The sequence below is a fragment of the Chromobacterium indicum genome (assembly GCF_039708975.1).
In the GTDB taxonomy this organism is placed as follows: Bacteria; Pseudomonadota; Gammaproteobacteria; order Burkholderiales; family Chromobacteriaceae; genus Chromobacterium; species Chromobacterium piscinae.
The window spans coordinates 25,002-48,274 of the sequence record NZ_JAYFSJ010000002.1 but is presented as its reverse complement, the minus strand read 5'-3'; the positions used below and the strand labels follow the sequence as shown (position 1 = coordinate 48,274).

General features: G+C 62.7%; 23 protein-coding genes and 1 pseudogene. 9 read left to right on the top strand and 15 right to left on the bottom strand.

The features are described 5' to 3' along the window. Positions 1 to 69 precede the first annotated feature (69 nt). The 13 genes and pseudogenes from VA599_RS02695 to VA599_RS02635 form a co-directional block, all read right to left on the bottom strand. Entirely contained in the window at positions 70 to 882 is an 813-nt protein-coding gene (locus VA599_RS02695; protein ID WP_346787588.1) for a hypothetical protein, read from the bottom strand. 46 nt (positions 883 to 928) lie between these two features. Continuing rightward, positions 929 to 1,225, bottom strand: coding sequence for a HigA family addiction module antitoxin (locus tag VA599_RS02690; RefSeq protein WP_346787587.1), 297 nt, complete (start codon positions 1,223 to 1,225; stop codon positions 929 to 931). A 51-nt stretch (positions 1,226 to 1,276) separates the two neighbouring features. Next, positions 1,277 to 1,555, bottom strand: a complete 279-nt coding sequence (locus VA599_RS02685; RefSeq protein ID WP_210563904.1) for a type II toxin-antitoxin system RelE/ParE family toxin — start codon at positions 1,553 to 1,555, stop codon at positions 1,277 to 1,279. Between the two features lie 32 nt (positions 1,556 to 1,587). Beyond that, entirely contained in the window at positions 1,588 to 1,953 is a 366-nt protein-coding gene (locus tag VA599_RS02680) for a hypothetical protein (RefSeq protein WP_346787586.1), read from the bottom strand. A 76-nt stretch (positions 1,954 to 2,029) separates the two neighbouring features. Further along, positions 2,030 to 2,524, bottom strand: coding sequence for a hypothetical protein (locus VA599_RS02675; protein WP_346787585.1), 495 nt, complete (start codon positions 2,522 to 2,524; stop codon positions 2,030 to 2,032). Next, positions 2,521 to 3,507 carry a hypothetical protein gene (locus VA599_RS02670; protein ID WP_346787807.1) on the bottom strand — a complete coding sequence of 329 codons (987 nt, stop codon included), beginning with the start codon at positions 3,505 to 3,507 and terminating at the stop codon, positions 2,521 to 2,523. Before VA599_RS02670 ends, VA599_RS02675 begins: the two co-directional genes overlap by 4 nt. Positions 3,508 to 3,534: 27 nt before the next feature. Then, positions 3,535 to 3,759, bottom strand: a pseudogene (locus VA599_RS02665) (PAAR domain-containing protein); the annotation flags it as partial. Positions 3,760 to 4,189: 430 nt separating this feature from the next. Next, the gene (locus tag VA599_RS02660; protein WP_346787584.1) at positions 4,190 to 5,590 is read right to left on the bottom strand and encodes an amidase; all 1,401 of its coding nucleotides are present in this window, start codon (positions 5,588 to 5,590) and stop codon (positions 4,190 to 4,192) included. A gap of 8 nt (positions 5,591 to 5,598) precedes the next feature. Then, positions 5,599 to 6,927: an aspartate aminotransferase family protein gene (locus tag VA599_RS02655; protein ID WP_104947890.1), complete on the bottom strand. Its 1,329-nt coding sequence runs from the start codon at positions 6,925 to 6,927 to the stop codon at positions 5,599 to 5,601. After that, on the bottom strand, positions 6,908 to 8,053 hold the full coding sequence (locus tag VA599_RS02650; RefSeq protein ID WP_346787583.1) for an aminotransferase class III-fold pyridoxal phosphate-dependent enzyme: 1,146 nt from the start codon (positions 8,051 to 8,053) through the stop codon (positions 6,908 to 6,910). Before VA599_RS02650 ends, VA599_RS02655 begins: the two co-directional genes overlap by 20 nt. Before the next feature lie 10 nt (positions 8,054 to 8,063). After that, complete coding sequence (locus tag VA599_RS02645; protein ID WP_021475006.1) at positions 8,064 to 8,948, bottom strand: TauD/TfdA family dioxygenase; 885 nt, start codon at positions 8,946 to 8,948, stop codon at positions 8,064 to 8,066. Continuing rightward, positions 8,920 to 10,506, bottom strand: a complete 1,587-nt coding sequence (locus tag VA599_RS02640) for an AMP-binding protein (protein WP_346787582.1) — start codon at positions 10,504 to 10,506, stop codon at positions 8,920 to 8,922. Before VA599_RS02640 ends, VA599_RS02645 begins: the two co-directional genes overlap by 29 nt. Continuing rightward, positions 10,503 to 11,117 (bottom strand): thermostable hemolysin, encoded by a 615-nt coding sequence (locus VA599_RS02635; RefSeq protein WP_081665724.1) that lies wholly within the window; start codon positions 11,115 to 11,117, stop codon positions 10,503 to 10,505. Before VA599_RS02635 ends, VA599_RS02640 begins: the two co-directional genes overlap by 4 nt. A gap of 517 nt (positions 11,118 to 11,634) precedes the next feature. Here VA599_RS02635 and VA599_RS02630 point away from each other — a divergent pair. Continuing rightward, positions 11,635 to 12,834 (top strand): cyanate transporter, encoded by a 1,200-nt coding sequence (locus VA599_RS02630; RefSeq protein WP_021475003.1) that lies wholly within the window; start codon positions 11,635 to 11,637, stop codon positions 12,832 to 12,834. A gap of 7 nt (positions 12,835 to 12,841) precedes the next feature. On the opposite strand, the gene VA599_RS02625 is transcribed toward VA599_RS02630, so the two are convergent. Further along, positions 12,842 to 13,765 carry a LysR family transcriptional regulator gene (locus tag VA599_RS02625; protein WP_158677712.1) on the bottom strand — a complete coding sequence of 308 codons (924 nt, stop codon included), beginning with the start codon at positions 13,763 to 13,765 and terminating at the stop codon, positions 12,842 to 12,844. 849 nt (positions 13,766 to 14,614) lie between these two features. Then, complete coding sequence (locus VA599_RS02620) at positions 14,615 to 15,454, bottom strand: SPOR domain-containing protein (RefSeq protein WP_346787581.1); 840 nt, start codon at positions 15,452 to 15,454, stop codon at positions 14,615 to 14,617. Between the two features lie 132 nt (positions 15,455 to 15,586). Between VA599_RS02620 and ndk the strand changes: the two genes are divergently transcribed. The 8 genes from ndk to bamB all read left to right on the top strand — a co-directional run bounded on the left by ndk (position 15,587) and on the right by bamB (position 23,267). After that, positions 15,587 to 16,012 carry a nucleoside-diphosphate kinase gene (gene ndk, locus VA599_RS02615; RefSeq protein WP_011137089.1) on the top strand — a complete coding sequence of 142 codons (426 nt, stop codon included), beginning with the start codon at positions 15,587 to 15,589 and terminating at the stop codon, positions 16,010 to 16,012. Positions 16,013 to 16,078: 66 nt separating this feature from the next. Further along, entirely contained in the window at positions 16,079 to 17,173 is a 1,095-nt protein-coding gene (gene rlmN / locus VA599_RS02610) for a dual-specificity RNA methyltransferase RlmN (RefSeq protein WP_021475000.1), read from the top strand. Positions 17,174 to 17,205: 32 nt separating this feature from the next. Further along, positions 17,206 to 17,919: a type IV pilus biogenesis/stability protein PilW gene (gene pilW / locus VA599_RS02605; RefSeq protein WP_231151302.1), complete on the top strand. Its 714-nt coding sequence runs from the start codon at positions 17,206 to 17,208 to the stop codon at positions 17,917 to 17,919. 2 nt (positions 17,920 to 17,921) lie between these two features. Continuing rightward, positions 17,922 to 18,872, top strand: a complete 951-nt coding sequence (locus tag VA599_RS02600) for a helix-turn-helix domain-containing protein (RefSeq protein ID WP_346787580.1) — start codon at positions 17,922 to 17,924, stop codon at positions 18,870 to 18,872. 13 nt (positions 18,873 to 18,885) lie between these two features. Continuing rightward, positions 18,886 to 20,169, top strand: coding sequence for a flavodoxin-dependent (E)-4-hydroxy-3-methylbut-2-enyl-diphosphate synthase (gene ispG, locus VA599_RS02595; protein ID WP_346787579.1), 1,284 nt, complete (start codon positions 18,886 to 18,888; stop codon positions 20,167 to 20,169). A gap of 35 nt (positions 20,170 to 20,204) precedes the next feature. Then, entirely contained in the window at positions 20,205 to 21,476 is a 1,272-nt protein-coding gene (gene hisS, locus VA599_RS02590; protein ID WP_346787578.1) for a histidine--tRNA ligase, read from the top strand. A 17-nt stretch (positions 21,477 to 21,493) separates the two neighbouring features. Further along, positions 21,494 to 22,123, top strand: coding sequence for a YfgM family protein (locus VA599_RS02585; protein WP_346787577.1), 630 nt, complete (start codon positions 21,494 to 21,496; stop codon positions 22,121 to 22,123). Positions 22,124 to 22,127: 4 nt separating this feature from the next. After that, entirely contained in the window at positions 22,128 to 23,267 is a 1,140-nt protein-coding gene (gene bamB, locus VA599_RS02580) for an outer membrane protein assembly factor BamB (RefSeq protein WP_346787576.1), read from the top strand. Positions 23,268 to 23,273: the final 6 nt, after the last annotated feature.

The window sequence follows — 23,273 nt, the reverse complement described above, 5'->3', positions numbered from 1 at the left end:
GATTTATTAACGTGGCCGTGCAATATGGTATTTGTGGGTTGAGGTAGGGAGGTATAAAGCCAAGTGCAATTATTTTGTGCTTGGCTTTTTGGATGTCTTCGTATCGGGTGTGGGGTATGTTTTGTAAATGAACTTATAAGTGTTCCCTAGTCCGCAAGCTTCTCTAATGATTGCTGCTGCATTATTTTTTAGCCCCTGGCTCTCTTCGCGAGAAATGCTGAAGCTCCATGCCTTTGTGACCGGCTTCGTCTCAGTGGTGTTTGTGATTAGTTCAATTTTGTAATCGCCTGGAGTCCAGAAGAATAGTTCATTTAAGTGGTTGAAAAATTCCCCTGCTTCATTGGTTTTGGTTAAAGACCCGAATAGTTCTTCAGTTTTTTCTGCGGGGGTAGGTCTGGCTCTTGCTTCATCGGGGAGGTTGGAGAAATATTCTGTTTGTATCATGCTCCATTTTTTTGTAAATGGCACAAGTGAGGCATTTATGTCTTCTTGGAAAGTGCCAGAGGCGAAAAAGATATTGTACTGTTTTGGGGCGTTTAGTGGGATGGAAAATCCTGATGCAATTGAGATTTGCGGGGATTGATTGGTCATGGATATTGCCCCGCTTTTAAATGCAAACCATTTAAAGTCTTTCTTGGCGCTGTCGCTTAAGCGGGTGATTTTTAATTCAACTAATTGTACGAAAATGTCTTTATTGATTGGTCTTAGTGTTCCTGATAGATTTATGGTAGAGCCAAATCCTGAATGGCCTATCTCAATCCTTCCGGTTTCATATATTTCAAGCTTGGGTCTTCTAAAAATCAAGTTGAAGAGTTTGATTGCCCATGGTTGTATAAAGGCAGCTACGGCAATTACAAGTTCCCACTTGATGTCTTGAGTCATGTTTAACTTTCGCTGTTGTTGGGATAAATCCGTTGCTGTAGAGGAGTTACGCGATTTGCTTGTGCAATTTGATGCGGTCCAAAACTTCGGACATTTTATCTTTCGCTTGCTCCATATCATAATGGCTTTGCAGATTGATCCAGAATTCCGGCTCGACGCCAAAAAAAGCGCCAAGTCGAAGCGCGGTATCTGTCGTGATTGCGCGCTGTCCTTTGACGATTTCATTTATACGGCGCGGTGGAACTTCAATTGCTTTTGCTAGGGCATATTCGGTTATGCCCATCGGTTTTAGCCAGTCTAGGTTCAGGATTTCGCCAGGGTGGGCAAGTGGTACTTCACGCATTTTCAAATCTCCAATGGCTGAGAGCCGGGGATTGCTCCCCGGCTATGACTACTAATGGTAATCAACTATCTCTACGTTGGTCGCGTTTCCATCCTCAAACTTGAAGCATATGCGCCACTGGTCGTTGATGCGTATGCTGTATTGTCCGATTCGGTCGCCCTTAAGCGCTTCCAGTCTGTTGCCCGGAGGCACTTTCAAGGTTTCAACGGTAGTTGCGGCGTTTAGCTGCTGCAACTTCCTGATTGCCACGCTTTCGATGTTGACGAATCGCTTTACTCGTTTACCCGAGAAGAGTGATTCAGTGTCAGAGCACTTGAACGTTGTAATCATGAAAATAATAATAACGCCATGCGTTATTAACGTCAAGCGTTACTATGTCGAATCAGGCGCGGCATGCGCTCATAGCGTGGGGCGAGATCGTCCGTTGCGGGGGTGGTGATGATGTAGACCTTGGGCAGCGCTTCGACTCTGTGGCCGACTAGCTCTTTGCTTGTGATGGCCGCGCCCTGGATCGCAAAGCCCGGCGGGATGGTAAGCCACGCCTCGCTGTCGTCGCCATTCAGCAATAGGAAGGCGCTGGCGGGGACTTTGACGGGTTTGGGGTGGAAGCGCGCCCACTTGTGGGCGCGGACGTCTTCAAGTCGAAGAAGGCCGCCGCTGGGCGTGTTGGGAGTCCATGAGGTGCCGGGGCTGCCCCATTGACACCATTCGACGGAGCCGTCACGCATGAGGACCGGCAGGCGTGGTCGTGAGTCGGCCCAGCGGATAGGCTGCCCGTTGAATTCAACGCCTGCGCACATGTGGTTAGCGGGATGGGGTGGGGAGGGGGGAGGTTGAGCAAGTCCCCTTGTGGTCACTTTTTGCTATGTAAGACGCGCCGGACTTGTCTTTTTGGATGCAGAAAAAAGCGCCATATGAGCCCAGCTCGCCGCCTATTTCTAATTGATATGAGCTGGCCATTGCAAGCGCTTTTGGCTGCATGCCTTTCCAATCTTTGGACATCGTTCCGTAGGGAATGCAGCTTTCCGGGGTGTTGGGTAGTTTGGCAGGACGTTGTTTAAACCAAGTTTTCCAGACGTAGCCAGGGTTGGTTTGTGAGGCACTAAATAGGCTTAGCTGTAGTCCTTTTCCATCGGAATACACTGCGGGATTATTGCTTATTTCGTAAGGTATATAAAAGCAGGGGGAGCCATTTTTTAGAATAACTGCGGCCTCTGCATTGTATAGCTTTGATGTGGCCCTGCTGTATGATGCTATGAGGGCGAGGGCGCAGGCTAAAATAACTCTGATCATATTCATGGTTTGGGTTCTACCTGTGTTGTGTTGGGTAGAAGGTTTTTATTACTCGGATTGACTATGAATCCGGCAAGTGCTTTTTCCAGGGCGGGCAGGTTATCTATATGCCGTGGCATTCCTAGCTGTGTTGCGGCGTAGTAGTGGGCAATCAAATCGGCCTGCTGTTCCATATTGAAATCAGGAAGTGTCTTTCCTTTGTCTGCGCCGTCAAGATTGTATCGATAGGCCGGTGCCGGAGCGCCCTTTACACCATCATCGGAATAACCACCTTTTGCGCCCAGCTTAATTCCAGCCCATACAACAGAGTATCCCATCTGGTATTGCCAAACATGGCCCATTTCATGAATAAACCAAACTTTTATGGTATCACTCACTGTTGAGTAGTCAGGTAGGTAATCGCTAGATGGAAAATGTATTTCGCCCTTTGGAGTCATGGCATTGTTTGAGCGATTGGGCTGGCCCATCAGCCCCCCATTGTGAATCTTGACTTTACCGTAGTCTAGCGAGTCTTTGAATACGGTTTTTGCCATCGCGATTTCGCCGGCAGTCATGGGGCGAACGTCAGGAGGCGGCAGCGTTTCGCTAACCACTGACGATCCAATCGCCTGCGCATTTGTCTTGACGCCTTTCAGCTCTACCTTCAGGGCTGGGGCGGGTGCGCGCCCGCCGGCCTCGCACATGTGTTCAGCGGCGCAGGCGCAGCCGTAGAACGTGTCAGGGAAGAACTCCGCGCAAGTGATTTCTTGAGCGGTGTCCGTGCTTATGCGCTGAGTTTTGCCGCCTGCGTCTGTGCGGCCCTCGATGGTGGAGCCGTCAGCCAGGGTCAGCTTGTAAGGCGTATCGGCCAGGACATTCCGGTCTGATGTGAAAAAGCGGATTTGTTCATCGAAAGACTCGACGGTCGCAGCGCTGGCTAGAGCGGCGGCGGCTGCGATGCCCGCGCCCGCCCCTGTGCTGGCTGCTCCGCTGCCTTCGTAGCTGCGCATAACCTGCCCCAGCGTGGAAATCAGAGTCGCGCCACAGCTAACTTTATGGCCTTGCAGTGCTACCCCTTTCCCGCCAACGGTCCAAGATGGATCACCCTCGACTATCACGCAGTTTGTATGCCCTTGCTGTGGGCAGCTGACGGAATCGCCGACTAGCGCAACGGCTTTGCCGAACATGGTTGTCGTGCTGCTGGCGCTGGTGACGTTCCCGCCGTGGTCGGTTGGGTCGCCTAGTCGAATAACTGGTTTCATGTACTTGGGGGAATGAATGGGCAATCTAAAGATAATGCCAGGGCAGATAGGTCTAGGCTGCTGGCCGATGGTCTGGGCGCAGAGAGTGGCCTGTATGGGGGGGGAGGGGCGTTGTGCCGATTTTGTGCCGCGCATTGTGCCGCAGCCGTGCTGAGTGGGTGCTAATTTCTGCCGAAAACTGCATTGCGGATGCGATTAACGGCATATTAATCAAATACTTATTGTTTGGTCATGTGATTCGTAATGCGAAGGTCGGGGGTTCGACTCCTCTTACCGGCACCATAAAGATCAAGGGCTTAGTCGCGAGACTAAGCCCTTTCTTTATTGCCTGCTTGTTTGCCCAAATATAAACAGGGCCCATTTTGAATCGCCGGATATCGGATCTGGAATTCAAAACGGGCCCGTTGTTTTATTGGCGGGAATGATTTGCCTAAACCGGACGCCAGGCCGGCAGCAATCGCTCCAGGTGCGCGGCCGCGGCCAGCAGCTGGTGTTCGTCCCAATGGCGGCCCACCAGTTGCAGCCCGATCGGCATGCCGCTGTCGTGGCAGCGGCCGGCCGGAATCACCGCCGCCGGCGAGCCGGAGAGGCTGAATGGGAACACGTAGCGGTAAGCGCCCGGCTCGCGCAGCGATTCGCCGTGGCGGAAGGCGACGTCCGGATAGATCGGGCAGATCAGCACGTCGATGTCGCGGAACATCGCGGCCAGCTTGTGCCGCACTGTGTCGCGCATCACCAGCGCCGCGCGCAGCTCGTCCACGCTCATTTCCAGTCCGGCGCTCCACTCCAGCAACTGGGCGATGGGCGCGGAGAACGCGGTCTTGCCCATCCGGCCGAACAACTGCCCCCAGCCGCGGCCGCCGTCGCCGCCCAGCACCAGCACTTTCCATAAAACATCGAAAGCCTCGTCCACCATCGGCGGGACGACTTCCGTCACCGACGCGGCGGCGCCGTCCAGCAGCGCCGCCGCATGCTGCAGCAGCGCGGAAGTGGCTGCGGAGGGCCGGGCCGGGCCGGCGCTTTCCTGCCAGACGCCGATGCGCAGCGCGGACAGCGGCTGCGCGCGGTAGTCGCGGAACGGCGCCGGCACGGTGTCCGGGTCTTGGCCGTCCGGACCGCTGATCAGCTGGCCCAGCAGCGCGACGTCGTCGACGCCGCGCCCCATTACCGCGAACGAGGAGCTGAGGTGGAACAGGCCGGAGCGGTCGTGCGGGAACTGGCCGGTCAGCGGCGCGCGCCATTGCGTCAGCTTCAGCCCGCACACGCCGTTGAAGTGGGCGGGCACGCGCACGCTGCCGCAGGCGTCGGACGCCAGCCCGCCGGGGCTCATGCCGGCGGCGATGGCCGAGGCCTCGCCGCCGCTGCTGCCGCCGGCGGAGCGCTCGGGATCGTGCGGATTGAGCGTGCGGCCATACAACAGGTTGTCGGTGTCGAAGGCCATGCACATTTCCGGCACGTTGCTGAGGCCCAAGGCGAGCGCGCCGGCGTCGAACAGCCGTTGGACCACGGTGGCGTTGGCTTCGCTGGCCGCGCCGTGGAGCTCGCGCACGCCGCGGCTGGGATGGAAGCCGCGGACGTGGCAGGCATCCTTCAGGCTCAGCGGCACGCCGTGCAGCGGCCCCGGGAGACGGCCGCGCCGCAGCGCGGCGTCGGCGGCGTCGGCCTCGGCGAGCAGGCGCTCGGGCGGCGTCTGCTCGATGATGGCGTTCAGCCGCGGATTGCGCTCGGCGATGCGCGCCAGGTAGTGCTCGGCCAGGTCGCGGCTGGCCAGGCGGCCGCGCCGCTGCAGGTCCGCCATCTCCCGCAGGCTCAGGGCGTCGATATCGTGCATGGGCATCCTCACATCTTGCGCAGCAGCGCGTTGGGCAGGCGGTACATGGAGCGGGTGACGCGGCGCATCACCGAAATCTTCCACGCCGGCAGCGCGGCCACGGCTTCCAGCGCCTCGCGGGTGCGCTTCAGCGCCTCGTCTATGGTTTCGGCGCTGACGCTCAGCGGCGGGTAGTAGCGCAGCACCGGGCGCTCGGCGCGCTCGTTCATCGAGTGGCCGGTGTGCACGTTGCGTTTGCCAAGCTCCATCGACAGCAGCGATTCGTACACCGCGCCCTTCAGCCGCAGGCCGGTCATCAGGCCGATGCCGGGCACGTCTTCGATGATGTCGGGGAAGCGGCGGGCCAGTTGCATCAAGCCCTGGCGCAGTTGCTGGCCGCGCTCCACCGACGCCTGCAGCAGGTTTTCCTCTTCGATCACGTCCAGCGCGGCCAGCGCCGCGGCGCAGGCGAAGGGATGGCCGCCGCAGCTGTCGTGGTCGTCGGCCGGGGCAGGCAGGCGCTCCAGCGTTTGCTTGCGGTACATCGCGCAGGCGATGGACGCGTAGCCGCCGGTCAGCCCCTTGGACAGGATCAGGATGTCGGGCTCGATATTGGCGTATTCCACCGCGAACATCTTGCCGCAGCGGCCGAAGGCAGTCTGGATCTCGTCGGCCACCAGCAGGGTGCCGGTGCGGTCGCATAGCGCGCGGATGTCTTCCATGTAGCCCAGCGGCGGCATGCGCAGGTGGGCGCCGCCCAGTATCGGCTCCAGGTAGACCGCGCAGGCGCCGTCGCCGACGGCCTCGCGCATCGCCGCCATGTCGCCGTAGGGCACGATGACCACGTCGGCCGACAATTTGCCGAAACTGGCCTCGTGCTGGCGCTGGCCGAGTATGCTCATCGCCGCCAGCGTCTTGCCGTGATAGGCGCCGGCGGTGATGACGATGCGCCGGCGCGGCGCGTTGGCGGCCAGCGCGTAGCGCAGCGAGTGCTCCACAGCCTCGGCGCCGGACAGCATGTAGCGGACGTCGCCCCAGTCGCCGGGCGCCAGCGCTTTCAAGCGCTCGGTCAGCTCCTGCTGGACCGGGTGGGCCGCGCCGCGCGGCGTCCAGGCCAATTGGGCCAGCTGGGCGTCGACCCGGCGCTGCACCGCCGGGTGGCGGTGGCCGACGATGAAGACGCCGTAGCTGCAGGCGAAGTCCAGGTAGCGGCGGCCGGTATGGTCTCGCACCTCGCAGCCGGAGGCTTCGGCCTCCACCTGGCTGCCGGCGATCCGGTACAGTTTGGCGGCGGACGCGCCCCAGTGTTTTTCGCAGTCGTCCAGCAATTGCCGGCGGTCAATGGCGGCGGTGGTCATCGAATGTCCTCCTGATGATGTCGAGAGCGGCGTCCAGCGCCTGGGGGCGGGTGGCGGCCGAGGGGTGCAGGGTGAGCGTGCGGCCGCGCGGCGCGCGGGTCAGCACGCCGGCCGCCAGCAGCCGGTCGGGCAGGCCGGCGGCGTCCAGTCCGTCCGGCAGGCGCAGGTTGGCGATGCCGCCGACCACGCCGGACACGTATTTCGGCAGCGCGCCGGCGATCTGTTTGCCCAGCGCCTGGAAGCATTCAGGGGCCTTATGCCGCGCGGCGTGCTCCAGCGCCGCCAGCGCTGCGGTGCAGGACAGCGGATTGCCGCCGGTGGTGCTGCCGTGCTTGGCGGGGGAGCTGCAGCCATACACCTGGTAGGCGCGCTCCGCCGAGGTGAAATAGCAGCCTATCGGCACCGCGCCGCCGCCCAATGCGCCGCCCAGCACCAGGATGTCGGGCGCCACGCCGGAGAGCTCGTGGCCGAACATCGTTCCAGCGGCGCCCAGGCAGGTTTCGCTGGCCTGGCAGACCAAGGGCACGCCGGCGGAATGAGCCAGCGCCGCGATGGCGAGCAGGCGTTCCGGCGGCAGGGCGGCCAGCGCGCCGTCGCTGTCGCGGACCAGCGGCGAGTAGCATAGCGCGTAGCACTGGGCGAGCTCGGCGATGGAGGGCAGCGCGCCGTCGCGCTCCACAGTCAGCGTCTCCAGCCCCAGAAAGCGGCGCAGCTGGCCGTAGCCTTCCGGCTCCTCCAGGCAGCGGCCGTAGCTGAGCGAGCCGAATTCGCTGCCGCGGATGTGGGCCAGCCGCCGCAGTTGCGGCCGCAGGCCCTTGCACAGCTTGAGCGCGCCTTCGAAGGCTTCGTCGCCGGAGCTGCAGACATAGGCGTTGGACAACGTGGGCGGCAGCATGCCGGCCAGTTCGCGGCACAGCGTGAGCAGCGGCGCGGACATCATCACCCGGTTGGAGAGGCCCATCACGGCGGCTTGTTCGCGGACCTTGCCGATGATGTCCGGCAGGCCGAAGCCCAGGCCGCCGCTGGCCAGGTCGATAATGCGGCGGCCGCCGGCGTCGGTCAGGATCGCTCCTTCCGCGCTCAGTATCTGCCCAAGTGCGGCGGGCAGGGCATCGCGTGCTGTCATGGCGTTCTCCTTACAGATAGCTGAGGGCGTTGAAGATCTTGCGCCGGGTGTCGATGATGGCGCGCCGGCCGTGCATCACGCGGCGGTTGTCTATCATCACGAAGTCGTTGTCGTCCCAGTTGACCGGGATGGTGGCGGCGTCGCTGACGCGGATGATCTCGTCCATCATCGAGGCCGGAATCGGCAGGCCGCTTGCCGCCACGGTGATGCGCGGCTTCTCGTAGTTGTACGAGGGGCCGAGGATGCTGTTGGCGAAGGCCGGCTGGCGGCTGATGGCCGAGACCAGGACCGCCGACACGGTGAAGTCGTAGCCTATGGATTCGTCCGCCGGGTTGTAGGTGATCTGGGTGTTCGGGTCGTCGCCGATGATGCGCTGCAAGTGCTCGAAGCTCACCTCGTCCGGGTGGCTGATGCCCGAGGTGTAGTGCATCGCCAGCCGCTTCCATTTGTCGGCCTGGACATTGCGCGAATAGCGGATCTCGTTCTGCAGGAAGAAGTCGCGGGTGTGGGGCGACAACTGCTCCAGCACCACCGCGCCGTCGCACACAGTGGTCTGCGAGCCCTTGCGCGGCGCTTCCTTGCAGTAGAACCAGGTCAGGTCCGGCCAGAACGGCGAGTTGCCGTTCTCGCAATGCAGGCCGACCGCGTCGGTGCCGGCGTCCACCAGCTGGGCGGCGCCGCCCTCCATGGCCCGGGCCGGGTCCAGGCTCAGCCGCGAGCTGTGGCGTTTGACGAAGTCGCAGAATTCGTCGACGGTCTCCGCGCCGTGGCGGAACAGCAGCACGCCGGTTTCGGCCAGCTCGGACAGCAGCTCTTCGGTGTCCAGGCTGCGCATGTCTGCGGCGGCCAGGCGTTTGACGGTGGTTTCAGACTGCGACAAGACGGCCATGTTCATTGTGGTTTTCCTCGTTGGATGAAGGGGCGCCGCGGCGGGCGGCGTAAGCCTGGGCGATGTCCCCGCGCTGGGGACGGCCGGTGACGGTGTAGAGCCGGCTTAGCAGCTCGCTGCCGCGGGGCAGCAGCCACAGCCGGGCGGGGCGCTCGATGTCGGACAGGTTCTCCTCCATCCAGCTCAGCCAGGGCGCGGCTTCGCGCGCTTCGGCGGTGTGCAGCAGGGCGACCAGCCCGTCTTCCTCGTCAAGGAAGACGACGGCGTCGTGGATGCCGTCCAGCTGGCGCAATTCCAGCTCCACCTGCTCCGGGCTGACGTTGCGGCCGTTGGGCAGGCAGATCACGTTCTTCTTGCGGCCGCTGATGAACAGGTAGCCGTCTGCGTCCAGTTCGCCCAGATCGCCGGTGTCCAGCCAGCCGTCGGCGGTTTGCGCGCAGGCGCTCGGGTCTTCGCCGGAGTAGTGGCTGAACAGCGAGGCGCTGCGGATCTGGATGCCGCCGTCCGCGGCGATGCGCGCCTGGACGTGGGGCAGCGGACGGCCGACGCTGCCGGCGCGGTTGGCCGCGCGGGTGTTGACGCTGACCACCGAGGCGTTTTCGCTGAGGCCGTAGCCCTGGAACACCTCCACGCCGAGGGCGGACAGTTTGGCCAGCACGTCGACGCTGACCGCCGCGCCGCCGCAGGTGATGTGCGGCGCGTCGCCGGCGGCCAGGTAGCCGGCCAGTTCGGCGTCTTCCTGCTCCAGCCGCGCCAGCAGCCGGTTGACCACCACCGGCGGCACGGTGCAGGCGCTGGGGCGAGTCTGGATCAGCCAGTCGATCATCTTGTCGGCGTTGCCGCCGGGTTCGCCCAGCAGTGGCACGTTCTCTGGCAGGAAGTGGACCGCGCCGCCGGACAGCAGCGGCAGGTAGGCGGCGGTGATCTGTTCCAGCAACAGGCTCAGCGGCACCAGCGACAGATAACGCCGATGGCACTCGGCCGGCAGCGCTTCGCTCAGGCTGGCCAGCGTGGCGGCGATGGCGTTTTCGGGCAGGCAGACGCCCTTGGGGCGGCTGGTGGTGCCGGAGGTATGGATGATCTTGCAGATCCAGCCGCCGTCCGGCGGGGAGAGCGGCGCTTCGGCGGCCGCGCCGGGCGTCGACGCCGACAGGTCCACGCGCAGCTTGCGTCCGGCGGCGGGGCGCAGCCCCCAGCGCCGCTCCAGAATGGCTTCGCCGGTTTCGTCCACCAGGAAGAAGTCGCACTTGGCGGCCAAGTGCTCGGCCTGGGCGCGGGTAAAGGCCTGGGGCAGGGGCAGGCTGGTTAGATTGGCGAACAGGCAGGCCAGATCGGCGATCAGCCAGTCGATGCTGTTGCGGATGACGATGCCGACGACCGGGCGCGATTCCGCGCGGCCGGCCGGCAATTCCGCCTGCAGGCGCGCGGCTAGGGCGTGGGCGGCATCGGCCAGCTCGCGGCGGCTGAGGCTGCGGCGGACGCCGCCGTCGGCGTCGTGATCGACGCAGGCGATTTGTTCCGGCTGGCGCAGCAATTGTTGGTGCAGCTGACGGCTCAGGCTCACGACACGGTCTCCAGTTGGCTGGTGTGGTTGCTGCGAATGAAATCCATCGATGTGGTCAGGCTGTGGAATAGCGCGCGATGGTTGGCGACGTGGATCAGGCCGGTGATCGGGCGGCTTTCGTAGTAGCTGCCCCAGGCGCGGGCGCCGCCGGCCACTTTGGATGGATCGGCTTCGCAGAGCGGTTCGAATTCGATGTCGCAGGCTTTCAGCAGGCCGGCCACCTTGGGCGTGATGGTGCAGAGCAGCGCCTTGGCGCCCATGCACCATGCCAATAGCGGCACCAGTTTGATAATGCTGACCGATGCGTTTTTATCGTTGGAAATCAGATTGCCTATTTCCGCAATGTCGCTACGATAATATTCGCGTTGCCATATTTCCCGGGTCAGCAGTTCAATTGGTTTTTCCAGGTATTGTTCTGAAAATAATGGTGCGCGTTCAGCGAATGTAATTCCCGCGCAAGCCAGGATATTCTGGTCATTGTCTATTGCGACAACGAAATTTTCAGGGTTCGGCTCAACTTGCGCTTCATAGGCGCTCTGATACTTTTTCTGCACGGCGCTTGCGGCAAGATTCCATAAAGCAGTTCCGTGCTTTGCAACTCGGATCTTCATCACATCTCCCGTAGGTTTGCCGAAAATCGACAGGGCTATGATGGCTGGCTGGCGACATTGTCATGTTGTATTAATTAGATTCGCACATTTAAATTCTCGAATCTTTTAAATAGTCAGGTAATGCATGCAATATTCCTCAATGTGAATTTCTTATAAAATATCGGCTGGGATGGTGTTCGGTTGTGTATGGATATTCCAAGTTGAATATATTCTCGTTGGCACGCCTTTTATTGGGTTGTCGATGCGGGGAAACTTGCCGCTCTTTGTCGGCCGGGGAGGCGTGTCGGAGGCGAGGGCGGCAATGGCCGCTGAGTGCCTGTTTCGATGAAAGCGGCCCGGCGACCATATCGATGGCGATCATGGTTTCGGGTTGATCGGCGGGGATGACGGCAGTGTATTCAGCAGCTTGGCGAGGGGTTTGCGAAAAAACCGATAGTCGATTCGAAACTTTGAATTGCATTTCATTGCTTGAAGCTATTCAATGCTTAAGTCATCTCGAAATGCATGGAGTTAGAACATGAATCAACCTTCCCGCGCGCCGCTGATCCTGGCGCTGGTGCTGGTCGGCCTGAACCTCAGGCCGTCGATGGCGGCCATCGGGCCGCTGCTGACCTCGATCCGCAGCAGCATTCCCCTGAGCTACACATTGATTTCCTTGCTGACCATGCTGCCGGTGCTGGCGATGGGGTTCGCGATGTTCCGCGGCGCGCGTCTGGCGGCGCGCTGGGGCGAGCACCGCGCCATCGCGGTTTCCCTGCTGGTGATCGGCCTGGCCAGCCTGGCCAGGCTGTACGCGTCGACGGCGCTCGACCTGATCCTGAGCGCGGTGGTGGCCGGGGCAGGCATCGCCGTGATCCAGTCGGTGATGCCGGGCATCATCAAGAGCCGTTTTCCGGACGCGGTGGCGCTGCTGATGGGGGTGTACGTCACCGCCATCATGGGCGGCGCCGCGCTGTCCGCCTCCGCATCGCCTTTCATCGGCGGCTGGTTCGGCGGTTGGCAACACGCGCTGGCCGCCTGGTCGGCGCTGGCGGCGGTGGCGCTGGCCGCGTGGTACGCGATCCGGGGCGAGATCGTGTCGTTTTCAGCCGCCGAGCAGGGCGCGGCGGCGCCGGCGGAGTCGTTCTCCAGCCGGCCGCGGGCCTGGTTGCTGGGCATCTTCTTCGGCCTGGGCACCGCATCCTATACCTGCGTGCTGGCCTGGTTGCCGCCGTTCTATGTGGAGCAAGGCTGGCAGGACACGCATGCCGGCTTGTTGCTGGCCTATCTGACCAGCATGGAAGTGGTGTCGGGCTTGGTGACGCCGGCGCTGGCCAGCCGCAGCCTGGATCGCCGGCCGGTGCTGCTGCTGGTGCTTGCTTCGGTGATCGCCGGTTTCTCCGGTCTGATTCTGGCGCCGACCGCTTATCCCATCGTCTGGGCCGGCTTGTTGGGTTTCGGCATCGGCGGGCTATTCCCGATGAGCCTGATCGTGGCGATGGACCACATGGACGCGCCGCGCCGCGCCGGGCAATTGACGGCCTTCGTGCAAGGGGTGGGCTATCTGATCGCCGCGCTGTCGCCGCTGATCGCCGGCTACATCAAGGACGTGTCGTCCAGCTTCACCCAGGCCTGGCTGCTGCTGGCGCTGGTGTCGGCAGGCATGGTGGCGATGGTGGCGCGGTTCCGTCCCGCCGAATATCCACGGCACTTCGCGGTCCAGGCGGCGCGGCGCTGAGCCCGGGCTAAATGTTGGCGCAAGCGCGGATCAGTTGCTGGCGCAGCCAGATATTGGCCTGGCTGTTTGCCAGCGCCGCGCTCCACACCATGTCCAGGGTGAAGTCGGGCATGCCATCGGGCACCGGACGCGCGCCGATATTCGGCTGCTGGCGCTTCACCCGCTCGTGTATCCGCCGCGGCAGCATCAGCAGCAGATCAGTGCCGGGCAGCAGCTCGATGGCCGAATAGTAGCTGTTGGCCCGTGCCGCGATGGTGCGATGGCGGCCTTGGGAGAGCAGCCAGCCGTCCACCATATTGCTGTCTGAAATCCAGGGCGTGGGGAACACATGCCGCCTTTCCAACATGTCGTCCAGCGGCAGGGGGCGCGGGTCGTCCTCTCCGTCCTGCACCGCCAGCAGATGGTCGCGGAACAATGTCTGGGTGGTGAGACCGGGGTAGGTGCGATAGAAGCCGGGGCCGAAGAAGATGGCCAGATCGATCTGGCCGCCGACGATATCCGCGTAGGGCAGGTCTTTTTCCGGCTTCTTGATATTGATCGATACCCTGTAGCCGGCTTCCAGGATGTTTTTCATCAGCTCCGGCATCACCAGGATTTCGAAGTATTCCGGCGCATAGATGGTGAAGGAGGACGAGTCCGCGTTGGGATTGAAGGCGGCGTCTTCCTGAACGCACTCCGCCATCTGGTTCAGAATGCTCTGGATGCGGGGCGACAGCGCTTCGGTCCTTTGGGTGGGACTCATGCCGAGCCGAGAGTTGATGAACAGCTCGTCATCGAAGCAATCGCGCAGCCGCTTCAGGCAGTAGCTGATGGTGGATTGACTGACGCTGAGTTGTTCGGCCACTTCGGTAACGCTTCTGTGCTTGTAGATCAGCTGGAAGATCACCAGATCCTGAAAGTCGAGCTTGCGGACTCGGTTGTTGAGCAACATGGCTTGTCGATCCCGGATGGATTCCATAAGCAATTTTGCGAACAGGAATCATTTGTTTTTTTTGGCGGCGCTGGCCGGCGCGGCAACGGCCGGCAGCGGCGTCGGTGCATTGGGTGATGGCCGAGCGATGGCTAGGATCGCTCGATTGCGAAATAATATGATATAGACATTGCATTTCGTCAATTTATTATGACAAAAATCATGGTGACTTTGCCATCATTCCGTTTCAATCCTGAAATATTCAGCCATGAGTAATATCTCTGTACGAATTATGTCTGGGGACGGCATGACTTTGAGGCGCGGATCGACTGAAAATTATTTTCGAAAAAGGCTTGCAAGCGTATAGGGTAAGAGGTATATTTCTCCTCTCGACACGCAGCACGTATCGAGAAGTGTTGGCGGTTAGCTCAGTTGGTAGAGCATCGGATTTTGATTCCGAGGGTCACAGGTTCGAGCCCTGTATCGCCTGCCAGAATTAAAAGCAAAAGGCCAGTTCGAAAGAGCTGGCCTTTTGCTTTTGCGCGTCAAATTCCTTTTTCGGGCGGCATCGGCTGCTTGAAAGGCTCTTCCGGGGCTTCGCCTCTTTCCTCTGTTTGTTCTCAATGCGCTTGCTTGGCAGGTTGAAGCGATGCGAGTCTGCAAATCCATTTTTTGTTGTGATTGGCCCTGGGGTGCGGCGGGTTTGCATCCGCGTGCTCGGTTGCCCTGTTGGCTTGCTGTGTTGTTCGGTATGGCTGGTTTTGGGGCGGGCGTGGCGGGGTTTGCTGTGGCTGTGGGGCCTGGCGATGAGAAAGCCCCGGGCATTTGCCGGGGCTTTGGTTTTGGACTGGCTTCGAGTGCCGTGTCGGCTTACTGTCCGCTGGCGGCGAGCAGCGGCGAATAGCCGAGTTCGCGCAGTTTCTTCATCGCTTCGTCCGCCTCGGCGCGGTTTTTGAACGGTCCCAGCTGCACGCGGGTGACGGTGTGGGCGGCGATGCCGTGTTTTTGCAGGTCCCGCACCAGTTTTTGCGCATTGCTCATGCTGGAGAACAGGCCCAGCTGAACCTGGTAGCCGACCGAGCTGCCCGCCGGTTCCGCCTTGGCCGGGCTGGGGGCGGCCGCCGTCGGGGCGGGGTTGGTCTCTGTTGGCGTCGGAGCGGCGCTTTGCGGCATTGCTGCGGCGGTTTCGGCGCGCGGCGCGGCGGCGCGTTGCGCCGGAGGCTTGGCCTGCGCTTCCCGGAGCGGGGTTGTGGCGGGTTTTGCTGCCGGGGCTTGGGGCGCGGCCTGTTGCTGGGCGTGAGCGGTTGGCGGCGCGGCGCGATGAGGGGGCTGTTGATTGGCGACGGCCGGCGTCTTGCTCAGGTCGGGCGTCGCGGGGATGGTCTCGGCCGGCGAGGCGGGCGCGTGGTTGGCTGTTTCAGCCGCCGGGGCGCTGCTTTGCGCGGCCGGCGCGCTGGCGGGCTTGATCTGGACGGTGATGGCGCCGGCGTCGGCCGATGAGGCCGGTTTGATGATCTTGCCGGAGCTGGGGCTTTGCGCGTCGCTGCTCATTTCCACCTTGGGCTTGGTCAGCGCGTCCATCAGCGGGATGGCCGCCAGCGCGACGGCGACCAGGCCGCCTGCGATCCAGAGCCGCTTTTTCAGCTTGCCGTTGAGATTGGATTCGTCTTCGCCGTCGTACGGCTGCTGCTGTTGGTTTTGTTCGCGCATGGTGCCTGATCGGAATGTGCAGCACGTGATTGAAAACGCTGCTAAAATAGCGGGTTCGTCAGAATTGGGTAACCCGAGTGGCGTAATAATACTCAAGTTTAGCCACTTGTCTTGTTGTTAGGGAGAATTTATATGGCAATCGAACGCACTTTGTCCATCGTTAAACCGGACGCTGTAGCCAAAAACGTTATCGGCAAAATCTACGACCGCTTCGAGTCCGCGGGCCTGAAGATCGTCGCCGCCAAGATGAAGCAACTGTCCCGCGCCGAAGCCGAAGGCTTCTACGCCGTGCACAAAGAGCGTCCTTTCTTCAAGGACCTGGTTGACTTCATGGTTTCCGGCCCGGTGATGATCCAGGCGCTGGAAGGCGAGAACGCCGTGCTGAAGAACCGCGAACTGATGGGCGCCACCGATCCGAAGAAAGCTGAAGCCGGCACCATCCGCGCCGACTTCGCCGAATCGATCGACGCCAACGCCGTTCACGGTTCCGACAGCGTGGAAAACGCTGCCATCGAAGTGGCTTACTTCTTCGCCGCTTCCGAAATCAGCTCCCGCTGATTCAAAAGTAGTTGAATGACCGGAGGTCGCCGCTGCCGGCGGCCTCTTTTGCCTGCTGAGGATTGCATGAAAACCAACCTGCTCGACTTCAATCTGGACCAGCTCACCCGGCATTTCGCCGAGATGGGCGAGAAGCCGTTCCGCGCCAAGCAAGTGATGCGCTGGATGCACCAGATGGCCGAAGACGATTTCGACGCGATGACCGACCTCGCCAAGAGCCTGCGCGCCAAGCTGCACGAGCGCGCCGAGGTAGGCGTGCCGTCGCTGATGACCGGGCAGGAGTCCAGTGATGGCACCCGCAAGTGGCTGCTCGACGTCGGCACCGGCAACGGTGTGGAAACCGTGTTCATTCCGGAAGACGACCGCGGCACCTTGTGCGTGTCATCCCAGGTGGGTTGCGCGCTGGAGTGCACGTTCTGCTCCACCGGCCGCCAGGGATTCAACCGCAACTTGTCCACCGCCGAGATCATCGGCCAGCTGTGGTGGGCCAACAAGGCGATGGGCGTGACGCCCAAGAACGAGCGCGTGGTGTCCAATGTGGTGATGATGGGCATGGGCGAGCCGCTGGCCAACTTCGACAACGTGGTCAGCGCGATGCAGATCATGCTGGACGACCATGGCTACGGCCTGTCCCGCCGCCGCGTGACGCTGTCCACCTCCGGCCTGGTGCCGCAGATGGACCGGCTGCGCGAAGAGTGCCCGGTGGCGCTGGCGGTGTCGCTGCACGCGCCCAACGACGCGATCCGCGACGTGATCGTGCCGATCAACAAGAAATACCCGCTTGCCGAACTGATGGCCGCCTGTAGCCGCTATCTGGAAAAGGCGCCGCGCGATTTCATCACCTTTGAATATGTGATGCTTGACGGGGTCAACGATAGGCCGGAACATGCTCGCCAGCTGCTGGAGCTGGTGCGGGACGTGCCTTGCAAGTTCAATCTGATCCCGTTCAACCCGTTCCCGAACTCGGGTTATGATCGCTCCAGCAACAACGCGATTCGCATTTTCCGTGAAATTCTGCAAGAACAAGGTTACGTGGTGACCGTGCGCAAGACCCGCGGCGACGACATCGACGCGGCTTGCGGCCAATTGGCCGGCCAAGTGCAGGACAAGACGCGGCGCCAGGCCAAGTGGACGCAGATCATCGAGGACAGGAAATCATGACGTCATGGCGGGGGAGATGGGCTGGATGGCTGTTGGCATTTGGCGTAGTCGCTCCCGCCGCGGCGGATGGCAATCCGCCTGAAGTGGCGAAGATCCGCAGCCAGCTGGCGGTGGAGTACGCCAGGATAGGCAACCTCAAGTCCGCGCTGGACAACGCCAACCAGGCGGTGGCGGCGGACGCCGCCTATGTCACCGGCTATCTGAGCCGGGCTTACGTGCTGGGCCTGCTGCAGATGGACGGCCGGGCGGAGCAGGACTACCAGCAGGCGCTGCGGCTGGAGCCCGGCAATCCGCAGGCCAACAATAATTACGGCTTGTTCCTGTGCGAGCACGGGAGGGAGCAGGATTCGCTGGCCCTGTTCCAGAAGGCGCTGGCCAATCCGTTGTATGATTCGCCACAATCGGCTTATTTGAATCTGGGCCGCTGCAGCGCCAAGCTGGGGCGGACGGATCAGGCCAACGATTATTTGCTCAGCGCCTTGCGCGTCGCGCCCAACTACGGGCCGGCGTTGAGCGAACTGGCCGAAATGCATCTGGGCCTGGGCAACGCCAAGCTGGCGGCGTTCTATTTCGAACGGCTGCGCGGCGGCGGTGGGATGGACGGCCTGGGCGCCGCCGAGCTGTGGCTGGGCGCCAGGATCGCCCGCAAAACCGGTAACGCGGCGCAGGAACGCGCATGCGAGAATGAACTAAAGAACCGGTTTCCGGACTCTAGGGAAACACAACTGCTGTTGAGTGGAAGCTGAGGATGGAAGAAAAAATCGAACATCATGACACGCCGAGGCCCAGCGGCATCGGCGCAACCTTGAAGGCCGCCCGGGAAGCGGCCGGCCTTGGCCTGGGGGAAGTGGCGGACAGGCTGAAACTGTCGCTCAGGCAACTGGAAGCGATAGAGCGCGACGATTTCGACTCGCTGCCGGGCGCCACCTTCGTCCGCGGTTTCGTCCGTAATTACGCCCGCTTTCTGGAGGTGGATTCCGAACCGTTGATGAAGGCGCTGGAGCAGCATTTTCCGTCGGCGGTGAACGACGTGGCCAATCTGGTCAAGGGCACCACCGCGCGCGAGCAGGCGCCCGAGCCGGTGGAAGCGGTGGAGGAGGCTGCTGAAGCCGGCGCAGGCAAGTGGGTGGTCCTGCTGTTGCTGGGCCTGGCCGTGGCGGGCGGCGCTTACTGGTACGCCAACCGCGACGGCTCGCCGGAGAAACCGGCGGAGCGCTCCGCCAACGAGTTGGCGCCGATGCTGACCGAGCAGTCGTCGGCCCCGGCCGCCAAGGCGGCGGCTTCCGAGTCGGCGAAAGCCGCCGTTCAGGCCGCGAAGCCGGCCTCGGCCTCGGCCTCGGCGCCGGCAGCCGTGGCGGCGAAGCCCGTGGCGTCCGCTGCCCAGGCCGCCGCGAAACCGGCGGCGAGCGCGCCGGCCAAGGTGGCCAAGACGCAAGCGGCCAGCGCGCCGCAGTCCCAAGGCGCCGACAAGGTCAGCATCAACGTCAAGGATGCCGCCTGGGTGTCGGTGCAGGACGCCGACGGCCGCAGGCTGATTTACAAGGTGATGCAGCCGGGCGATCCGGCCGAGGTGGTCGGCACCGCGCCGTTCAAGGTGGTGATCGGCAACGCCAGCCAGGTGGAGCTGAGCTACAACGGCAAACCGGTGGATCTGGCCGACAAGATCAAAGGCACCACCGCCAAGATTCAACTCAAGTGATGCAGGGTAGCGAATGGATAGCGTGAACATCGCGCGCCGTCCCACCCGCCTGGTGCGGGTGGGACATGTTTTGGTGGGTTCGGGCGCGCCGGTGATGGTGCAGTCGATGACCAACACCGACACCGCCGACGCGGCGGGCACGGCCGAGCAGGTATACCAGCTGGCGCAGGCCGGCTCCGAAGTGGTGCGCATCACCGTCAACTCGCCGGAAGCGGCGGCTCGCGTGGTGGAAATCCGCCAGCGGCTGGACGACCTGGGTTGCGATGTGCCGCTGGTCGGCGATTTCCACTTCAACGGCGACCGCCTGCTGAAGGAGTTCCCGGATTGCGCGAAAGCGCTGGCCAAGTACCGGATCAATCCGGGCAACGTCGGCAAGGGCGCCAAGGGCGACGACAAGTTCGCCTTCATGATCCGCACCGCGATGGAGCATGACAAGGCCGTCCGCATCGGCGTCAACTGGGGCAGCCTGGACCAGGCGCTGCTGGCGCGGATGATGGACGCCAACAACCGCTCGGCCAACCCGCTGCCGCTGCCCAAGCTGATGCAGGAGGCGCTGATCGTGTCGGCGCTGGAATCGGCGGAGAAGGCTGTGGAGATCGGCCTGTCGCCGGACAACATCATCCTGTCGTGCAAGGTCAGCAATGTGCAGGACCTGATCAGCGTCTACCGAGAACTCGGCGGCCGTTGCGACTACCCGTTGCACCTGGGCCTGACCGAGGCCGGCATGGGCAGCAAGGGCATCGTCGCCTCCAGCGCCGCGCTGGCGGTCTTGCTGCAGGAAGGCATAGGCGACACCATCCGCATCTCGCTGACCCCGCAGCCGGGCGAGGCGCGCACCAAGGAAGTGGTGGTCGCGCAGGAGTTGCTGCAGACCATGGGCCTGCGCAGCTTCACGCCGCTGGTCACCGCCTGTCCGGGCTGCGGCCGCACCACCAGCACCTTCTTCCAGGAGCTGGCTGACCACATCCAGAACTATCTGCGCGAGCAGATGCCCATCTGGCGGCTGCAGTATCCGGGCGTAGAGGACATGAAGGTGGCGGTGATGGGCTGTGTGGTCAACGGGCCGGGCGAATCCAAGTTGGCCGACATCGGCATCTCGCTGCCGGGCACCGGCGAAGTGCCGGTGGCGCCGGTTTACGTTGACGGCCAGAAGGATGTGACGCTGAAGGGCGACAACATTCCCGCAGAGTTCACCGCCATCGTCGATGAATACGTGAAGACTCGCTACGGGGAGGGCGGCGCTAAGCGCCGCGAGGATGGCACTCGCATCATTCCGATCCGTTCGGTGAGCGTCTGACGAAACCAGAATCCAGCTGATACAAGAAGATAGCAATGGCTCAGAAATACCAAGCGGTCAAGGGCATGAACGATGTGCTGCCGGCCGAATCCTACCAGTGGGAATACTTTGAAGAGGCGCTGCGCAAGCTGCTGGCCGACTACGGCTACCAGAACATCCGCACCCCCATCGTCGAAGGCACGCCGCTGTTCGTGCGCTCCATCGGCGAGGTGACCGACATCGTCGAGAAGGAAATGTACACCTTCGTCGACAGCCTCAACGGCGACAGCCTGACGCTGCGCCCGGAAGGCACCGCCGGCACGCTGCGCGCGGTGGTCGAGCACAACCTGCTGTACAACGCCACGCCCAAGCTGTGGTATATGGGTCCGATGTATCGCCACGAGCGCCCGCAGAAGGGCCGCTACCGCCAGTTCCACCAGGTGGGCGTGGAGGCGCTGGGCCTGGCCGGTCCGGACATCGACGCCGAAATCATCGCGATGACCGCCGATCTGTGGCGCCGCCTGGGCATCAGCCAGTACGTGCGGCTGGAGATCAACTCGCTGGGCAACGCCGAAGAGCGCGCCGCCCACCGCGAGGCGCTGATCGCCTACCTGGAGCGCCACGTCGACATCCTGGACGAGGACGGCAAGCGCCGGATGCACACCAACCCGCTGCGCGTGCTGGACACCAAGAACCCGGCGCTGCAGGAAATGGCCAACGCCGCGCCCAAGCTGTCCGACTATCTGGGCGAAGAGTCTCGCGCCCATTACGAGGGCTGGAAGGCGATGATCGTCGCGCTGGGCATCGAGTACATCGAGAATCCGCGCCTGGTGCGCGGTCTCGACTACTACAACCGCTCGGTGTTCGAGTGGGTGACCTCCGAGCTGGGCGCCCAGGGCACCATCTGCGCCGGCGGCCGCTACGACGGCCTGATCGAGCAGCTGGGCGGCAAGGCCGCCTCCGGCATCGGCTTCGGAATGGGCATGGAGCGCGTGCTGCTGTTGCTGCAGGACAAGGGCCTGTTGCCGGCGCAGCGCAGCGTCGACGTCTTCCTGGTCAACCAGGGTGAGGGCGCGGGCCTGTACTCGATGAAACTCGCGCAGAGCCTGCGCGCCGCCGGCTACTCGGTGGTGCAGCATCTGGGCGAGGCCAGCTTCAAGTCGCAAATGAAAAAGGCCGACGCCAGCGGCGCGCAGTTCGCGCTGATCGTCGGTGAAAACGAAATCCAGGCCGGTCAGGTGGTGGTGAAGGCGCTGCGCGCCGAAGCCGCCCAGCAGACCGTGGCGGCCGATGCGGTTCTGGCCACCCTCGCCACTCTGAAAGCTTGATAGGAAGGGGGAACGCGATGGCGTTCGACTTGCAGGAACAGGAACAGATCGATTCTCTGAAGGCATTCTGGCAACAGTGGGGCAAGCTGATCGGCGGCGCGGTGCTGGCCGCCAGTCTGGGCTACCTGGGCTACAAGGCTTTCGGCATGTACGAACGCGGCCAGTCCGAGAAAGCCGCCACCGCTTATGAAGCCGTCGACAACGCGGTGGCCGCCAAGGACATCGCCAAGCTGAAGACTGCCGCCCAGCAGCTGCAGGGCGAGTACGCCGGCACCCTCTACGCTAGCCGCGCCGCCTTGGTGCTGGCCAAGGCCGCGTTCGACAAGAACGATTCCGCGCTGGCCGCCAGCCAGCTCGAATGGGTGCTGAAGAACGGCAAGGACGAGGAGCTGCAGGCGATCGCCCGGCTGCGCCTCGCCTCTCTGCTGCTGGACCAGAAGAAGTTCGACGGCGCGATCGGCGAGCTGAACCAAGCCCACCCGGCCGCGTTCGACGCCGAGTTTCTGGAGCTGAAGGGCGACGTTTTCGTCGCCAAGGGCGACAATAACGGCGCGCGCGACGCGTACAAGGCCTCGCTGGCGAAGATGCTGGGCGACAGCCCGAGCCGCCAGCTGGTTCAGACCAAGCTCGACGCGCTGGGAGGCTGACCGCATGCGCCGCCATCTGTTGCTTACCGCTCTGACGTCCTCGCTGCTGCTGGCCGGCTGCGCCAGCTGGTTCGAGGGCTCCACCCAGTTCCAGCCGACGCCGCTGGCGGCGATCAAGCCGCTGCAGACGTTGGATGTCAAATGGACGCTGCAGCAGGCTGCGCCGGCTGCCAGCTTCCTGCCGGTGTACGCCAACGGCAATGTGGTGACCGCCGACGTTGAAGGCCGCATCCGCAGCGTGGACGCGCTGTCTGGCCGCACGCAGTCCGACGTGTCGCTGAAGCGCGCGCTGACCAGCGGCGTGGCCGTCGCCGGCGACACCGTGCTGGTGGGCAGCCAGGACGCCAAGCTGCTGGCCGTCAACCGCACCAGCGGCAAGATCCTGTGGGAACAGCCGCTGACCAGCCTGATGCTGGAAGCGCCGCAGATCGCCGGCGATATCGTCGTGGTCCGCACCAACGACGCCCGTCTGACCGGCTTCAGCCTGGCCGACGGCAAGCAGCAATGGTCGGTGGTGAACGTGCTGCCGCAACTGACTGTGCGCAACAACGGCTCGATGCAGGCGGTAGGCAAGGAAGCGGTGATGGTGGGACAGGCCGGCGGCCGCGTCGACATCGTCAACCCGCTCACCGGCAACACCATCTGGCAAGGCGCGGTGGCGACGCCGCGCGGCGCCACCGAGCTGGAGCGCGTCACCGATGTCACCAGCCGTCCGATCTTCGACGGCGGCCAGGTGTGCGCGGCGGCTTATCAAGGCCGTGTGGCGTGCTTCGACGCCCGCTCGGGCAGCCTGCAGTGGGCGCGCGAGGTGTCGTCCAGCCGCGGCGTGGCTGTGGACGCCCGCAATGTCTACGTGACTGCGGAAGATGGCTCGATCTGGGCGTATGATCGCCAGAGCGGCCGCAATGTATGGAAAAACGACGACCTCAAATACCGCGGCGTCTCCGGTCCCGCGATGATCGGACGTTTCGTGCTGGTGGTGGACGGCGAGGGCTATGCCCATCTGCTGTCCAATGAGAGCGGAGGCATCGTCGGACGCAACAAGATCGGTACCACCGGGCCGGTCAATCAACCGGTGTCGCTTGGCTCCTCCGCCCTGATTCAGGGACAGGATGGCCGCTTGGCGATGCTGAATCTGGGATAAGCAGTT

Coding starts and splice junctions, on each gene's coding strand:
- VA599_RS02680 (WP_346787586.1), bottom strand. CDS start 1,953: ATGCGTGACGGCTCCGTCGAATGGTGTCAATGGGGCAGCCCCGGCACC.
- VA599_RS02635 (WP_081665724.1), bottom strand. CDS start 11,117: ATGAAGATCCGAGTTGCAAAGCACGGAACTGCTTTATGGAATCTTGCC.
- bamB (WP_346787576.1), top strand. CDS start 22,128: ATGCGCCGCCATCTGTTGCTTACCGCTCTGACGTCCTCGCTGCTGCTG.
- VA599_RS02670 (WP_346787807.1), bottom strand. CDS start 3,507: ATGCGCAGCTACGAAGGCAGCGGAGCAGCCAGCACAGGGGCGGGCGCG.
- VA599_RS02690 (WP_346787587.1), bottom strand. CDS start 1,225: ATGCGTGAAGTACCACTTGCCCACCCTGGCGAAATCCTGAACCTAGAC.
- VA599_RS02675 (WP_346787585.1), bottom strand. CDS start 2,524: ATGAATATGATCAGAGTTATTTTAGCCTGCGCCCTCGCCCTCATAGCA.
- VA599_RS02660 (WP_346787584.1), bottom strand. CDS start 5,590: ATGCACGATATCGACGCCCTGAGCCTGCGGGAGATGGCGGACCTGCAG.
- VA599_RS02650 (WP_346787583.1), bottom strand. CDS start 8,053: ATGACAGCACGCGATGCCCTGCCCGCCGCACTTGGGCAGATACTGAGC.
- ndk (WP_011137089.1), top strand. CDS start 15,587: ATGGCAATCGAACGCACTTTGTCCATCGTTAAACCGGACGCTGTAGCC.
- VA599_RS02695 (WP_346787588.1), bottom strand. CDS start 882: ATGACTCAAGACATCAAGTGGGAACTTGTAATTGCCGTAGCTGCCTTT.
- VA599_RS02600 (WP_346787580.1), top strand. CDS start 17,922: ATGGAAGAAAAAATCGAACATCATGACACGCCGAGGCCCAGCGGCATC.
- VA599_RS02585 (WP_346787577.1), top strand. CDS start 21,494: ATGGCGTTCGACTTGCAGGAACAGGAACAGATCGATTCTCTGAAGGCA.
- VA599_RS02625 (WP_158677712.1), bottom strand. CDS start 13,765: ATGTTGCTCAACAACCGAGTCCGCAAGCTCGACTTTCAGGATCTGGTG.
- VA599_RS02645 (WP_021475006.1), bottom strand. CDS start 8,948: ATGAACATGGCCGTCTTGTCGCAGTCTGAAACCACCGTCAAACGCCTG.
- VA599_RS02685 (WP_210563904.1), bottom strand. CDS start 1,555: ATGATTACAACGTTCAAGTGCTCTGACACTGAATCACTCTTCTCGGGT.
- hisS (WP_346787578.1), top strand. CDS start 20,205: ATGGCTCAGAAATACCAAGCGGTCAAGGGCATGAACGATGTGCTGCCG.
- VA599_RS02630 (WP_021475003.1), top strand. CDS start 11,635: ATGAATCAACCTTCCCGCGCGCCGCTGATCCTGGCGCTGGTGCTGGTC.
- VA599_RS02655 (WP_104947890.1), bottom strand. CDS start 6,927: ATGACCACCGCCGCCATTGACCGCCGGCAATTGCTGGACGACTGCGAA.
- rlmN (WP_021475000.1), top strand. CDS start 16,079: ATGAAAACCAACCTGCTCGACTTCAATCTGGACCAGCTCACCCGGCAT.
- VA599_RS02620 (WP_346787581.1), bottom strand. CDS start 15,454: ATGCGCGAACAAAACCAACAGCAGCAGCCGTACGACGGCGAAGACGAA.
- ispG (WP_346787579.1), top strand. CDS start 18,886: ATGGATAGCGTGAACATCGCGCGCCGTCCCACCCGCCTGGTGCGGGTG.